The following is a 15,832-nucleotide window of genomic DNA, read 5'->3' on the forward strand; positions in this document are numbered from 1 at the left end:
AGTGGCTAGAAATGTTAAGCCAATCGAATATAATGACGATGCGATACAGGTGCTTGAAGGCCTTGAAGCCGTCAGAAAACGTCCGGGCATGTATATCGGAAGTACAGATGTACGCGGGCTTCACCATCTTGTTTATGAAATTGTAGATAATTCCGTTGACGAAGCGCTGGCAGGCTTTGGCGATCATATAATTGTGAGGATACATAAAGATAACAGTATTAGCGTAACTGATAAAGGACGCGGTATGCCAACAGGTATGCATAAAATGGGCAAACCCACTCCTGAAGTCATTTTGACTATTTTGCACGCTGGCGGAAAATTCGGCCAGGGAGGATACAAAACGAGCGGCGGTCTGCACGGAGTGGGTGCTTCGGTAGTTAATGCCTTATCAGAATGGCTCATCGTTACAATCAAACGCGACGGGTTTGTGTATGAACAGCGTTTTCATGAAGGAGGAAAGCCGCTAACTACTCTTGAAAAGACTGGAAAAACGAATCAGTCCGGAACAAAGATCCACTTTAAGCCTGATCCATCAATATTTTCAACAACAACCTTCAATTATGAAACCCTATCTGAACGCCTGCGCGAATCAGCATTCCTGTTAAAAGGGATGAAAATTGAATTGATTGATGATCGCCATGACAATCAGGACCTTTTTTATTTTGAAAATGGAATAGAAGCCTTCGTTGCCTACCTAAACGAAGAAAAAGACACGCTTCACCAGGTGGTCAGCTTTGAAGGCGAACAAAATGGAATTGAAATTGACTTTGCTTTTCAATTTAATGACGGCTTTTCTGAAAACGTCCTAAGCTTTGTCAATAATGTCCGCACCAAGGACGGTGGGACCCATGAAGTGGGTGCCAAAACGGCTATGACAAGGGCTTTCAATGAATATGCGAGAAAGACCGGCCTGTTGAAGGAAAAGGATAAAAACCTTGAAGGGTCTGATATCCGCGAGGGTCTGTCAGCTATTATTTCAGCCAGGATTCCAGAAGAACTGCTTCAATTTGAAGGCCAGACTAAAAGCAAGCTGGGGACAAGCGATGCACGATCGGCGGTTGATTCGATAGTTTCAGAGCATCTCGCTTATTTCTTTGAAGAAAATCCGGAGACAGGTACCTTGCTGGTAAAGAAATCAATTAAGGCTTTCCAGGCCAGGGAAGCTGCACGTAAAGCCAGAGAGGAAGCGAGAAGCGGAAAGAAGCGGAAGAAATCGGAAGCAATCCTTTCAGGTAAGCTGACTCCTGCCCAATCGCGCAATCCTCAAAGGAATGAATTATACCTGGTTGAGGGTGACTCTGCAGGCGGTTCGGCAAAACAGGGCCGCGATCGCCGATTCCAGGCAGTGCTGCCGCTCCGGGGTAAGGTAATCAATACAGAAAAGGCAAAGCTTCAGGATATTTTTAAAAATGAAGAGATCAATACGATTATCCATGCAATTGGCGGGGGAGTAGGCCCTGATTTTAACGTGGAAGACATAAATTACGATAAAATCATTATCATGACGGATGCCGATACGGATGGCGCCCATATCCAGGTGCTTTTGCTGACATTCTTTTATCGCTACATGAAGCCGCTAATTGAAGCCGGTAAGGTATATATTGCCCTGCCGCCGCTTTACAAGGTGAGCAAAGGGAGCGGTAAAAAGGAAGTAATAGAGTACAGCTGGAGCGATGACGATCTCCAGGATGTAATCAAAAAAGTAGGCCGCGGGTATATGCTTCAGCGCTATAAAGGGCTTGGAGAAATGAATGCAGACCAATTATGGGAAACAACCATGGATCCGGAGACAAGAACATTAATACGTGTTCGGATTGATGATGCTGCCCGTGCCGAGCGGCGGGTTACGACGCTGATGGGTGACAAGGTGGAGCCGCGCAGGAAGTGGATTGAATCAAATGTTGCCTTTGGTCTCGAAGAAGATTCGAATATTTTGGATAATGAAAATATTTCGATGATAGAGGAGGACAACCAGGCAGATGTCAGCAACTGAAAAATTTCGTGACTTGCCTCTAGAAGAGGTAATAGGCGACCGTTTTGGCCGCTATAGTAAATATATTATCCAGGATCGCGCGCTTCCTGATGCGCGTGACGGCTTGAAGCCTGTTCAGCGGCGAATCCTATTTGCGATGCATGAAGAAGGCAATACCCATGAAAAGGCATTTAGAAAGTCGGCGAAAACGGTCGGGAATGTAATTGGTAATTTCCATCCGCATGGCGACAGCTCGGTTTATGACGCCATGGTGAGGATGAGCCAGGATTGGAAGCTTCGCAAACTAATGATCGAGATGCACGGGAACAACGGGAGCATCGACGGCGATCCGCCGGCTGCCATGCGTTATACAGAAGCAAGGCTCTCTGCGATTGCCGGCGAACTGCTCAAGGATATCGATAAACGAACGGTCGAGTTTGTTCCGAACTTTGATGACACTTCAAATGAACCGGTTGTCCTTCCTGCTCTTTACCCGAACCTTCTTGTCAATGGGTCCACTGGTATTTCTGCAGGATATGCAACAGAAATCCCGCCTCATCAAATAGGCGAAGTGATAGATGCGGCAATCATGCGTATTGAGAAGCCGGATTGTACAGTCGATGAACTTATGACCGTAATTAAAGGTCCTGATTTTCCTACTGGCGGCATCATTCAAGGTGTAGATGGTATCAAAAAGGCCTATGAAACTGGTAAAGGCAAGATTATTATCCGAGGAAAAGCGGAGATTGAAGACATCCGCGGCGGCAAACAGCAAATCGTGATTACGGAAATTCCGTATGAAGTCAATAAAGCCAATCTTGTAAAAAAAATTGATGAGTTCCGGCTTGACCGCAAAGTCGAAGGTATCTCGGAAGTCCGGGATGAAACGGACCGAACTGGACTTCGGATTGTTATTGAATTGAAAAAGGATGCAGATGGTGCCGGCGTACTGAATTATTTATATAAAAACTCCGATCTTCAGGTTGCATACAACTTCAATATGGTTGCCATTTATAAGAAGCGCCCAGTGCTTATGGGGATTAAAAAGCTTCTGGATGCCTATATTGACCACCGAAAAGAAGTTATTATCAACAGGTCACGATTTGAGCTTGAAAAGGCTCGTGACCGTTCCCATATTGTTGAAGGACTAATGAAGGCATTATCTATTTTAGATGAGGTCATTGCCGCCATCCGTGCTTCGAATGACAAACGGGATGCAAAGGACAATCTGATTGCCAAGTTTGGTTTTACAGAACCACAGGCTGAAGCAATTGTATCTCTCCAGCTTTATCGATTAACAAATACAGACATCACGGCGCTTCAAGCAGAAGCTGAAGAGCTTGAAAAGAAAATTGCCGAACTAATGTCTATTTTGGATAATGAACGAAAGCTCCAGAGTGTTATAAAGAAAGAATTGAAAGAAGTCAAAAAAGACTTTAATGATGAGCGCCGTTCACGGATTGAGGATCAAATCGAAGAAATCAAAATCAATCTCGAGGTTCTAATTGCCAGTGAGGATGTAATGGCTACCGTCACTAAAGAAGGCTATGTAAAGCGTACTTCTCTTCGTTCTTATGCAGCATCTGGCGGACAATCGTTCGGCATGAAGGAATCAGACAGGATATTAGGTCAATATGAGGTAAATACGACAGATGTGCTCCTTCTTTTTACCAACAAGGGCAATTATCTATTCTGTCCTGTCCATCAGCTGCCTGATATACGCTGGAAAGATATTGGACAGCATATTGCCAATATAATTCCGATAGACCGCGATGAACAAATCATCAAGGCTATTCCAATCAAAGAATTTGATTCAGAAAGATATTTACTGTTTATTACAAAGAACGGCATGGTCAAGAAAACCGAATTAGCGGCTTATAAAGCCCAGCGATATTCGAAACCATTGGTTGCCGTCAACATTAAAGGCGAAGATTCGTTAATTGATGTGCATCTCACTACTGGCAAGTCAGAGTTATTCCTAGCCACCTACTTCGGTTATGCGTTATGGTTTGATGAAGAAGAAGTGAGCATTGTTGGTGCCCGTGCAGCCGGGGTTAAAGGGATAAGCTTGAAGGACGGGGATTTTGTCGTGGGAGGACAAGTTATTGAGGACTCTCAGTCAGATTCTGTCATCATTGCAACCCAGCGCGGAGCTGTTAAAAAAATGAAGATGTCCGAGTTCGAAAAAACAAGCAGGGCGAAGAGAGGCCTTGTTATGCTTCGAGAACTAAAATCAAATCCGCATAGAATCATCGGTGTTACAATTGGACAAAAGGGAGATACAATCTTTATTGAATCCCAAAAAGGTACAATTGAAAGCATACCGGTTGCACAGCTGAAAAATAGCGACCGCTATATGAACGGTTCATATTTAATTGATGAAGCCGAAAGCGGCAAAGTCATAGAAATGTGGAAAACCGTCCAGGAGAATGAAACCGATCCTCCAGTTGAATAATAAGGATATAAGGAAACCCTGCCGCAGTTTTTGCGTGCAGGGTTTCTGCATAAATTGATGTCAGCTGCCTAAAATTAGGGGGGGTATATTACATCAGTTGTTATAAAGATCCGTTAATATTACACAACAAAAGGTAGATGATTGACTTAAAGGAAGTATTTTTACACTAGCCTGCCAAGGTTATATGTTTGAAGTGGCAGTACTGCTTTTATAAGTCGGATTATCATCTATTATCGTCAACTTTCATCATACTATCGTTAATATTTTTCAATATATCACTGCTTTTAAAGGTCATATACCTCCCGGGGAAAGGACGTAAATATAAAATCGGCGACTTGGTACATTTTTTCATCAGCTTTTGGTCTATTTCGTCGACCTGGCTATTTTTATCGTCAACAATTGGAATATATCGATTTCTCGATAAATTTATGACAATACAAGTAGGTCATTAATCAATTTTGGAGGACCCTGCATGTGAAAAATGTTTCACGAAATCCCAAAAGATAAGGTGAATGTTAAATGGAAAAATCAAATTCCTTTATATTAAAAATTGAAAATCAAAGATGGCTTACTGACGAGGATACAGATGTATGTTCTCATGGTGAAATATACTTAAATATTAACGGTACTATTCTCACACAAACTGGTATAGAGGAGGAATGGGGAATCAGTGAGTCTGCATTAGCACTGTTAAGAACGCTTGATAGGGATTATACTTGTGATCCAGAAAAGGAAGAGGGGCTTATTCTCCACGGCTGCGGTCTCATTTTAATGATGGGCTGCCCCATTTCAATTCATTGGTCTGTAAAGCATAAAAACGATAAAGTAATTTTATCCGATTTTGTAAAAGTGACTACCACAAACCCGCAGACGGGGAGTGTTCATTACCCAGGACTCGTGGCTACAGTAAGCCGAAATGAATACCAAAATCAAATTCTTTCTTTTGCCCAGCAAGCTAAAAGATGGTTTGACAGCTCGAAAGAAAAAAGAATTACAGATAACTTTGACAAAGAGATGTATATGGATTTTTGGAGTGAATACAACAGGTTAATAAGAAAAGCTTTGCTTTAATAAAATGTAAGCAATATTATTTAATGCTTCCTTTCATCCTGCACGTTTTTACTAGTAAATCATAATTACTCGTTCATTTAGATTGCTTCTATATATTAAATCCTAAAAAACTAACAACTACTTTTCATAGCCACAAACAAAAACCCTTGCCAATTATGCTGGCAAGGGTTCTCCTTATTCTATCGTCTATGCAGCCCTTTGCTGTAATAGACAGCAATTAAGATAAAAAACCAGAGCGGGCCAACTATGAGTGCGATTCTAGTATCAGGGACATATGCCATGACGGCTATGACAACAATTAAAAACAGGAGCGCTAAAATATTGCTATATGGGAAAAGTGGCATTTTATATTCCAGCTTGTCAAATTCTTCAGAAGTTAGTTTCTTTCGGAATTTCAATTGCGAGATTAAAATAGTTGCCCATGTCCAGATAGCTCCAAATGTTGCAATGCTTGTTACCCATGTAAACACCTTGGCCGGTACTATATAGTTCAGGCAGACCCCAATCAGGAGAGCACCCGCCGAAGCGAGCAGTGCTTTACCGGGCACGCCATTTTTCGTTACCTTTCCATAGCTTCTTGGAGCTTCACCTTGCTCAGCCAGATTGAAAAGCATCCGGCCTGTACTGAAAATCCCGCTGTTACACGAAGAAAGTGCTGCGGTCAGGACAACGAAATTGATAATTCCGGCAGCGCCGGCAATCCCAATTTTTTCAAATGTTAGTACAAATGGGCTTCCCTCTGAGCCAATTTGATTCCATGGGTAAATGGACATTATGACTGCTAATGACAGCACATAAAAAATCAATATTCTCCAGAAAACAGTATCGATGGCACGCGAAATTGATTTCTTCGGATTTTTTACTTCTCCGGCGGTGACACCGATCATTTCTATGCCAAGGTATGCAAACATAACCATTTGCAGTGACATCAGGACACCGGAGAAGCCATTTGGAAAAAATCCGCCATTGTTGACTAGATGGCCAAATCCAGTAGCTACTCCTCCGTTACCCAGCCCGAAGAAAATCATTCCGGCCCCTATGATAATCATAGCCACAATAGTCACGATCTTAATAAGAGCAAACCAAAACTCAAGCTCCCCATAGGCCTTGACGGCCAGAAAGTTTACCGAAGTCATGATGATTAAGGCAGCAAGGGCCCACATCCATCGCTCTGTATCAGGAAACCAAAATTCCATATAAATTCCCACTGCGGTAATTTCCGCCATACAGGTAACGACCCAGAGAAACCAATAATTCCAGCCGGTTAAATAACCAGCTAAAGGGCTTACATAATCGCTGGCATAACGGCTAAAGGAACCAGCAACAGGATTTTTGATCGCCATTTCGCCTAGCGCCCGCATGATGAAGAAGATTGCCAGTCCGCCCGCAGCGTACGCAAGGAGGATGCCCGGGCCTGCCAGCTTGATTGCCGACGCCGATCCAAGAAAAAGCCCGACACCGATCGCAGCACCAAGTGACATTAATGAAATATGTCTTTCCTCAAGCCCTCTGTTAAGTTGTGAATTTTCATGTTCATTCCCCATCTTCTTTTTCTTCCTTTCGTTTAAGACGGAAGCAGTTCTTTCTAAAAAGATCTTTGTTCCCGAAAATTGTTGATGGCTCTTTCTATAAAATTATTCAACTCATAATAGTATACCGGAATAATTTTGTAAAGAGAGCCGAAATACTCTGGTACCAAAGAAACAGCCATATAAACCAGCTCGAAGACTTTTGCATTTCCTGATATTTTGTTAGCCAAATAATAGATATTTTTTCGGTATTTGGTAACGCTAAGATTACCTTAAAAAGCGAAAGGATGAGAAAGATGGATCATTTAACGATTGCCAGGTCGATGTTCGGGACTACCATGGCCTTTCATATTATTTTTGCCACCATCGGAGTCGGGCTTCCGATGATGATGCTGGCGGCTGAATTATTGTATCAAAAAACAAAGGACCGTGATTATGCAATCATGGCTAACCGATGGACAAAAACCTTTGCGGTACTGTTGGGAGTGGGTATTCCCACAGGTACTATCGCTGGGGTCCAATTGTCGTTGCTTTGGCCAGGATTCATGGAAGTCATTGGCCGGGTGATGGCTTTGCCGTTCCAAATTGAAATTTACGCATTCCTGATTGAAGCGCTATTTATGTCAATTTATGTGTATGCTGCTAATCGTATTTCTTCCTGGATGAGGATTGCAGCTCTTTCACTAGTGGCTTTTGGTGCTGTCGCATCGGCCATATTAATTACCAATGTTCACGCATTTCAGGGAACACCGGCAGGGTTTCGGGTGGAAGATGGCAGGATCGTAGATGTTGATCCATGGGCTGCTTTTTTTAACCCTAGCTTCCTTACATCTGCTCTCCACGTGTCGTTTTCTGCTTATACTGTAGGGGCATTTGTCATAGCTTCCGTTTCGGCATTTAAAATGCTGAGAAGAGGACTGAGCAACCGTGTTTATGAATTTCATCAAAAAGCCCTCATGCTTAGCCTTATCCTGGGATTGATTTTCTCTTTTGCCACAGCTCTGAACGGGCATGATACAACGCAAATGCTTCATGAAACGCAGCCTGAGAAGCTCGCTGCTGCAGAGGGCCTTTTTGAAACTCAGACTCATGCACCACTGACAATTGGCGGTTTTACTGATAGGGAAACGCAGGAAGTGAAATTTGGGATTGAAATTCCCTGGGCTTTAAGCTTTTTATCGGGGAACAGCTTTGATACAAAAGTGGTTGGCCTAAATGATTTTCCAGAAGAATATTGGCCGCCTTTATTTGTTCACACGCTTTTCAATGGCATGGTTTTTATTGGAACATTCTTGATACTTCTGTCCGCTGCGGGAATTGTTTGGAGAAAGTTTTTAAAGAAGGAAAAATATCCAAAAATATTTATGTGGGCTTTTTGTCTTTCAGGACCGCTCGCAGTAGCTGGAATTGAATTTGGATGGATATTTGCCTGCACTGGCAGACAGCCTTGGAATATTTACCGTATTCTTTCGACAGAGGAATCGGTGACAACCGCGACTAATCTGGGAGTGCTGTTTATTTTATTTGTAATTGTGTATGCAATTCTCGCTGCATCAGTGGTGTTTGTACTGCTTTATTATTTCAAGCGTCATACAGTAAGTGATGATTTAGCGAAAGACGAAAAGCATGGCCCGTTTTCACTTAATTCCAACTCATAAGGAGGCTCTCATGCTATGTCAGAAGCGTTATTAGCCGTTACCGTGCTATGGGGATTTGTCTTCATCTATTCGGTTATGGCAACCATGGACTTTGGTGCTGGTTTTTGGTCCATGTTTTATCTGAATAAATCAAAAACGAAGGCAACAAATATTGCTAACAGGTATTTATCCCCAACATGGGAAGTGACGAACACTTTTATTGTCGCTTTGGTAGTTGCAGTATACAGCATGTTTCCGGGGGCCGCGTATACACTGGGAACTATTCTATTGATCCCAGGAAGCGCGATCCTGCTTTTGCTTACTCTCCGAAGTGCTTTTTTGGTATTTTCCCATAACGCGGAGGATTACAAAAAAGCCCTTACCTATATTTCAGGGATAGCAGGCATTATCATTCCCGGCTTGCTGATAAGTGTCCTGCCGATAACTCATGGAGGATTTGTGGAACGTGTTGGAGAAGGGCATACCCTTAATATGGAACGCCTGTTTACCAGTCCGAATGAATACTCATTTGTAGCTTTTGCCATAAGCAGTACATTGTTTTTGTCTTCCTTGCTTTTGTCAGATTATTCCAAAACGTCTAATGCACCGGACGCCTACCGGGTTTATCGAAGGGATGCTATGATTCTTGGGCCTGTATCCCTGCTGATGGCGTTCGCAATCATGCTGACATTGCAGCGGGAAGCCAGATGGCTCTATGACCGGATGATGGATGATCTGCCGCTGCTGCTTGTATCAGTTGGTTTTTTTGTGATTAGCGGGATTGCATTATTTTTGCCTTCATTAACAAAAAAGGATGTAAAAGGGATGCCCCGTCTCGCAGTTGTAGCAGTTTGCATCCAATATTTAATAGCCAGCTATGTGTATGGAAAGGCTCATTTGCCATATATGGTGTATCCTGACGTAACGATTCAGTCTGGGTTTACAGACCCGGCTTCGTTTAGGGCTGTGTTTGCAACCTATGTGGTTGGCTTTGCCATATTGTTTCCAGGTTTCGTTTATTTTTGGAGTATGTTTATGCATGACAAAAAATATCTGCGCCAGAAGCAAACCACGAAATGATCAAACTCTCCATGGCAGCACTCAGTACTACATTAAGCGTGCCAGCCGGATGAAAAAGGCAAAGAGGGGGGAGCTATTGTGGAAAGGAAAGGTGAAGATACATGAAAAAAAGATTGATTCTAATAGGCGCTTATTTGTTTATTATTGTCATTTCTGTCCTTGGGCTTCAGCATGCGAATGCGGCAAATGAGCAGGCGTCTAAAGAGGTGCTAATCAAAACGGTTAAAAAAGATGTGACAGGTGACCGTGGCCGGGACAAGGTGTCACTGATGGGAATTCCTTACGAAGATAACAGCTCCTTTTTTAAAACCATTTATCTTGTTGTGAAGGAGAAAAATGGGAAGCAAGAAAAAGTACAGCTGGACGGAGGATATGAGCCAATAATGAAATTCGCAGATTTTAATCGCGATAAGGTTAAGGATGTCCTTGTTAATGTCAGTACCGGCGGAAGCGGTGGAACGATAAACAGCTATGTATATTCCTTTGCGGAAGGCAACGCAAAGAATCTTTCGTCCCCGCCCTCCGTGTCCGCAACGGCACAATTTGAGGATGATTACAAAGCGTCTATTGCTTTAGCAGGACAGAAACCGGTAATGATCGATGTGAGGAATAGAAAAAAAGACTATGCGAGATTAGGTTTGTATAGCAATGGAAAACTGAATGAACCTACAGAATTGATGGTTGACCTTTATTCTGTTATGAAAATTGTGAGGCTCCCCAGCGGTAAAGGACTAAAAGGGATCCAGAGGGTAAGTGGAGCTTATCGCGCTGATGCGCTTGCAGAAATAACCTCTGTTTGGTTTTATGAAAACGGAGAGTGGCGGATGGTAAGTGCATCAAGTAAGCAAATTAAATAGAACCCGGCAAAATTGGAACCATTTTTGGGCGATTATCATAAGATATGGCAAGAAACCTGACGAAGGGAGATTTGCTTGCCATGTCAAAGCTTAATCCTGAAAAGCTGTCCGTGATATATTTTCCGCCGGTAACAGAATGTATGCCTGTTGATGGCCGCAAATATACGGTAACTCATTCGGACTTAACGGGCGATCTTTTTCTAAGCGTTGGCTGCCAGTATGATTATTCCCGGATAAACGCTTCCTTGCGTGATGAAATATTAGCTGAATGGCTCCCTAAAATGGGCCAGTATATCCTGTCAGGCAGGGTTTATGTGAACGGGGGAGAATTTGACGAAAATATCACTAAGGTCAGATATATGATCTTCCGAAAAGAAATGGATTTAGCGCTTCAGGCAATTACACAGGGAGACTCCTTATTTTTCTGTCATTTTCCGTGGCTGCTGGATAGCCCTATTTATATTCACTTTGAATCAAGATTGCCGGAATATGACGAAATTGTACATTTTGGGACGCCGAGAAACTATCTGCTGACAAACATACATGGTTATAAGCCCTGACCAAGAGCAGGGCTTTTTTTCTTCCCAGAGTGATTTGTCGCTTAATTTAATCACTCTTTGCTAAGAACTATTTCAAGTTTCAGTATTATTGTCACTTATTGCTGCCTCCTTTAGCTTTTAAAAAGAATTTACACTACTCCCTAGGAAATGGCTATCAGTTTGATAGCAACTGCTATTAAAGTGATATAATGTGCATGTAATTAGCTTATGTGGATTTCGCTTGGTTTTTCAGGAGAATCTTTTAAATCTCTTTAACGGGCCAGCAGCATTCCGATTAAAAAAGCATACTTTAGAATATTTCAACGAATAATGTCCAATTTTGCAGAAGGAATTCCAGTGACTTGCAGAGAATTGCATGATAAGGAACTGAGGTGAAAAGATATGAGATTTTACTCTGAAAAAAGTCCAATTCTGTCACTCATTCTCTGGGGAACAGCAACAGCCGCTCTAATAACAGGGATTATTGATATTAACGAAGAAGGCCTGGGGCCCATCGTTATTGGAGTGCTCTTGGCACTATTTATCGGCTGGCTTTGGCTGACAACGTACTACGAAATTACGGATAACATTCTGCTTGTTTCAGCAGGGCCAATAAGAAAACGGATTGATATCTATACAATCCGCTCTCTAAATAAAACACGCAACCCAGTCTCAAGCCCGGCGCTTTCTTTTGATAGAATAGAAATTGTTTTTAACATGTATGATAGCGTAATTATTTCACCTAAGGATAAAGAGGCATTTGCCGCTGAGTTAAAGAAAATCAATCCGGACATTAAGGTAAATCTGAAGAATTGACAAAATTTTGAATGAATTGCTAAAATCAAAACAGATTTTCATTATTGGTGTGTAGGGAGGGGGATATTACGGATCTTAAGGAACGAATCATCGAAACATCACTGGTACTCTTCGAAAAACACGGCTTTCACGGTGTCACAGTAAACGACATTGTCAGGGAAAGCGGCACTTCAAAAGGTGGTTTTTACCACCACTTTCATTCAAAGGATGAGCTTCTTTTTGTCATTCATGATTATTTTATTTCATATGTTTTAACGAAAGCTCAGGAAGCAAACGCAACTAGTCAAACCCCCACGGAACAACTGCAGAAAATCATTACATCATTTGTAAAAGTATTTGACCTCTATAAACCGCATCTTACAGTATTTTACCAGGAAAGCACGTACTTAAAGCCTCAATATGAAAAAGCAATTAAAGTCAAGCGGGATTCCTATAAAAATGTTCTGTTCCAGGTATTGAGGGAAGGAATGGCATCTGGGGAATTCAGAAATGAATTGCCTGTAGAAATAACCGGCATGAGCATTCTTGGCATGGTGAATTGGACGCATAAATGGTACCAAAAGGAAGGAAAGTACACCATTGAGGAAATTGCCGATATTTATGTTGATCTTGTGCTCCAGTCATTGCTAACAGAAGAAAAAAAGCGCTCCAGCACCTATCGTGCCTACTTTTTATCCAAATCAGCAGCCAGCCATAAAAAAAATAACAATGAATTTTGTACAGGACAGACCAACCAGTCGGTCTAAGGTGGTTTGTAAGGTTATGAATGAATGCGCTTACAAAAAACATTCAGGAGGGTAACCAATGGAGTTTGCATTAACAAAAGAACAGCAGATGATCAAAGACATGGTGAGTGAATTTGCCGAAAAAGAAATTAAGCCGGTTGCCAAAGAATTGGATGAAAAATCCAAGTTTGCAGAGGATGTCTTTAAAAAGATGGGGGAGCTGGGATTGCTTGGAATTCCGTTCCCTGAACAATATGGAGGTTCTGGCGGCGATACTATCTCCTATGCTATTGCAGTCGAAGAAATTGGCAAGGCATGCGGCGGAACGGGATTAAGTTATGCAGCGGCAGTTTCACTTGGAGCGGGCCCAATCTATTATTTTGGGACAGAAGAACAGAAACAGAAATACCTTGTACCGCTTGCAAAGGGTGAAACGCTGGCCTCATTTGGTTTAACAGAGCCAAATGCTGGATCAGATGCCGGAGGAACGAGGACAAGAGCTGTACTGGACGGAGAGGAGTATGTGATAAATGGAGAGAAATGCTGGATCACAAACGCCGGTTATGCCCGGACTATCACAGTAACCGCAGTATCCGGAAAAGATGAAAAGGGCAAAAACATCATCTCAGCATTTATTGTTCCTACTGATGCAAAGGGAGTAACCATTAACTGTAATTATGAAAAAATGGGAGTAAGGGCTTCCAATACATGTGAGATCATTTTAGAAGATGTCAGAATTCCGAGAGAAAATCTTCTTGGCGATCCTCAAAAAGGCTTCAAACAATTTTTATATACGCTTGATGGCGGACGAATCTCGATAGCAGCACTGGCTGTCGGTCTTGCCCAGGCCGCTTTGGAAAGATCACTCGCTTTTGCCAAGGAACGCATACAGTTTGGCAAATCGATTTCCAATTTCCAGGCTATCCAGTTCAAGCTTGCCGATATGGCGATGGAAATTGAATTGGCAAGAAACATGGTATATAAGGCAGCCTGGCTTAAGGACCAGAGAAAACCTTTTACAAAAGAATCAGCTTATGCAAAGCTTTTTGCCTCTGAAATGGCGTTCCGTGCCTGCAATCAGGCAATCCAGATCCACGGGGGCTCCGGCTATATGCGTGAATATGAAGTGGAGCGCTATTTAAGAGATGCCAAACTATTGGAAATCGGAGAAGGAACTTCAGAGATTCAAAGACTAGTAATCGCAAGACAGCTAGGCTGTTAAGGGAAGGCCGTGGAAGGCACACATACAAGGATTCCAGAAGATAGCGTTCACCTATTTTTGTAACTAGTAAAGTGCATAGCACTTCAAATAGGGGGATATCGATGGCTGATTTATTGCAATTGACGGTAGGAAGTTATTGGAAGAAGCAGCCCTTAATTAAGGTGATAGGGATGCGGTCGTAATTCATACAGGAGACTTGCTGTGATGGATGAAAACAGCTACTGCAAAATAACAGGCAGGCTAAAGGATATGATTATCCGAGGGAAATAAAAGAATCCTTTATTAGCACCCTTTGGTCCTTGATGTCCAGATTATCGGTGTGCCGGATAAGAAATATAGTGAAGAAGGATGACATGGATTATTCCGAAAGAAGGAACAAGCCTGTCCAAGCAGGATATCAAATCGTTTTGTGAAGGGGAAATATCACGCCATAAAATACCACGTATATCGAATTTACGGATCAGTACCCAATGACCGCGTCAGGTAAGATCCAAAAGTATAAGCTGAAGGTGCAATCGTTAGATCTATTAACTGAAAAAACGAAATAGGTGGTGTCAATTATGATCGAAAAAATCCTTATTGCCAATCGGGGTGAAATTGCTTCCCGAGTTATCAGGACCTGCAAAAGAATGGGCATAAAATCGGTCGCTGTATATTCGGAGGCTGACAGTGATGCTCCTTTTGTTTCAGAAGCAGATGAGTCTTATTTGCTTGGAGGTCCCCGAGTCCAGGAAAGCTACCTGAATACTGATAAGATACTTGAAATTGCCAAATCTGCGGGATGCGACGCAGTCCACCCGGGATACGGTTTTTTAAGCGAAAATGCCGGATTTGCAAGAAAGTGCAAGGAAGAGGGACTTATTTTTATCGGCCCCTCCCCGGAAGTCATTCAAAGCATGGGAAGCAAGGTTGAGGCAAGAAAAACGATGGAAGCTGCGGGCCTTCCACTTGTTCCCGGAATTAGCAGGCCATTGAAGGATGTAGAGGAAGCTGCAAACATCGCATTGGAAATCGGTTATCCGATTATGCTAAAAGCCTCTTCAGGTGGCGGCGGCATTGGCATGCAGGCTGTCCATAATGAAGAAGAACTGCGGAAAGCTTATGAAGGAAACCAGAAGCGGGCTCAAATGTTTTTCGGAGATGGTGCGATGTTTCTTGAAAAACTGATTCAGGAGCCTAGGCATATTGAAATTCAGGTTTTGGCCGACGAGCAAGGAAATGCCGTTTATTTATGGGAGCGCGACTGCTCAATTCAACGCCGGCATCAAAAAGTTGTAGAAGAGGCACCATCCCCATTCCTTGATCAGGCAACCCGTTCCCGGATGGGGGAGGCAGCCGTCGGGGCAGTGCGGGCAATTGGCTACAGCAATGCAGGCACAATTGAATTTTTAGTAGATAGCGAGAAAAACTTCTATTTTCTTGAAATGAATACCAGGCTTCAGGTAGAGCACCCGGTAACCGAAGAGATAACGGGGCTGGATTTGGTAGAACAGCAGATCCGGATAGCTTCAGGCGATAAACTGCGGTTTAGCCAGAGTGATATAACTCTTGACGGACATGCGATAGAAGTGCGTATTTATGCGGAAGATCCGGTAACCTTTTACCCTTCTCCCGGAAAAATCACCGGGCTCAAGCTGCCATCAGGAACTGGAGTTCGCCATGAGCTGGCGATAGGAGAAACATCGACAGTTACACATTTTTACGATCCGATGATCGCGAAATTGGTGGTAAAGGGTGAAAATAGGGAACAAGCAATCACGAAGCTGGAAAAAGCACTTGGGGACTATCAAGTAGACGGAATCAAGACCAATATTCCAATGCTGCAGAAGGTTGTCGCTCATGAAGCGTTCAAAAAAGCTGAAACGACCACTAATTTTGTGGAAAAACATTATAAGCAATCCACAATTTCATCTTAGTTTAAGGAGGAAG

General features: G+C 42.7%; 12 protein-coding genes and 1 pseudogene. 12 read left to right on the top strand and 1 reads right to left on the bottom strand.

The window, feature by feature from the left end:
- Nucleotide 1: 1 nt before the first annotated feature.
- From parE to D0469_RS07495, 3 genes are all read left to right on the top strand, one after another.
- Nucleotides 2–1,993: a DNA topoisomerase IV subunit B gene (gene parE, locus D0469_RS07485; protein ID WP_117326002.1), complete on the top strand. Its 1,992-nt coding sequence runs from the start codon at nucleotides 2–4 to the stop codon at nucleotides 1,991–1,993.
- Nucleotides 1,980–4,427 (top strand): DNA topoisomerase IV subunit A, encoded by a 2,448-nt coding sequence (parC, locus tag D0469_RS07490; RefSeq protein ID WP_117326003.1) that lies wholly within the window; start codon nucleotides 1,980–1,982, stop codon nucleotides 4,425–4,427. Before parE ends, parC begins: the two co-directional genes overlap by 14 nt.
- A gap of 519 nt (nucleotides 4,428–4,946) precedes the next feature.
- Entirely contained in the window at nucleotides 4,947–5,498 is a 552-nt protein-coding gene (locus D0469_RS07495) for a hypothetical protein (RefSeq protein ID WP_117326004.1), read from the top strand.
- 179 nt (nucleotides 5,499–5,677) lie between these two features.
- Here D0469_RS07495 and D0469_RS07500 read toward each other — a convergent pair whose 3' ends face one another.
- On the bottom strand, nucleotides 5,678–7,042 hold the full coding sequence (locus tag D0469_RS07500; protein WP_117326005.1) for an amino acid permease: 1,365 nt from the start codon (nucleotides 7,040–7,042) through the stop codon (nucleotides 5,678–5,680).
- 281 nt (nucleotides 7,043–7,323) lie between these two features.
- On the opposite strand from D0469_RS07500, the gene D0469_RS07505 reads away from it, so the two are divergent.
- The 9 genes and pseudogenes from D0469_RS07505 (at nucleotide 7,324) to D0469_RS07540 (ending at nucleotide 15,819) form a co-directional block, all read left to right on the top strand.
- Nucleotides 7,324–8,685 carry a cytochrome ubiquinol oxidase subunit I gene (locus D0469_RS07505; protein ID WP_117326006.1) on the top strand — a complete coding sequence of 454 codons (1,362 nt, stop codon included), beginning with the start codon at nucleotides 7,324–7,326 and terminating at the stop codon, nucleotides 8,683–8,685.
- A gap of 15 nt (nucleotides 8,686–8,700) precedes the next feature.
- On the top strand, nucleotides 8,701–9,744 hold the full coding sequence (locus D0469_RS07510) for a cytochrome d ubiquinol oxidase subunit II (protein WP_117326007.1): 1,044 nt from the start codon (nucleotides 8,701–8,703) through the stop codon (nucleotides 9,742–9,744).
- Nucleotides 9,745–9,845: 101 nt separating this feature from the next.
- Nucleotides 9,846–10,601, top strand: a complete 756-nt coding sequence (locus D0469_RS07515; protein ID WP_117326008.1) for a hypothetical protein — start codon at nucleotides 9,846–9,848, stop codon at nucleotides 10,599–10,601.
- Between the two features lie 80 nt (nucleotides 10,602–10,681).
- Nucleotides 10,682–11,161 carry a staygreen family protein gene (locus tag D0469_RS07520; RefSeq protein ID WP_117326009.1) on the top strand — a complete coding sequence of 160 codons (480 nt, stop codon included), beginning with the start codon at nucleotides 10,682–10,684 and terminating at the stop codon, nucleotides 11,159–11,161.
- Nucleotides 11,162–11,542: 381 nt separating this feature from the next.
- On the top strand, nucleotides 11,543–11,956 hold the full coding sequence (locus D0469_RS07525) for a PH domain-containing protein (RefSeq protein WP_117326010.1): 414 nt from the start codon (nucleotides 11,543–11,545) through the stop codon (nucleotides 11,954–11,956).
- A gap of 44 nt (nucleotides 11,957–12,000) precedes the next feature.
- Complete coding sequence (locus D0469_RS07530; RefSeq protein WP_233522979.1) at nucleotides 12,001–12,702, top strand: TetR/AcrR family transcriptional regulator; 702 nt, start codon at nucleotides 12,001–12,003, stop codon at nucleotides 12,700–12,702.
- A 58-nt stretch (nucleotides 12,703–12,760) separates the two neighbouring features.
- Entirely contained in the window at nucleotides 12,761–13,903 is a 1,143-nt protein-coding gene (locus tag D0469_RS07535) for an acyl-CoA dehydrogenase (protein WP_117326011.1), read from the top strand.
- Nucleotides 13,904–14,098: 195 nt separating this feature from the next.
- Nucleotides 14,099–14,451: pseudogene (locus D0469_RS21555) on the top strand (AMP-binding enzyme); the annotation flags it as partial.
- Nucleotides 14,452–14,463: 12 nt separating this feature from the next.
- A complete protein-coding gene (locus D0469_RS07540; protein WP_117326012.1) occupies nucleotides 14,464–15,819 on the top strand; it encodes an acetyl-CoA carboxylase biotin carboxylase subunit in 1,356 nt (451 codons plus the stop codon).
- Nucleotides 15,820–15,832: the final 13 nt, after the last annotated feature.

Source organism: Peribacillus saganii, from assembly GCF_003429095.1.
Classification (GTDB): domain Bacteria; phylum Bacillota; class Bacilli; order Bacillales; family DSM-1321; genus Peribacillus; species Peribacillus saganii.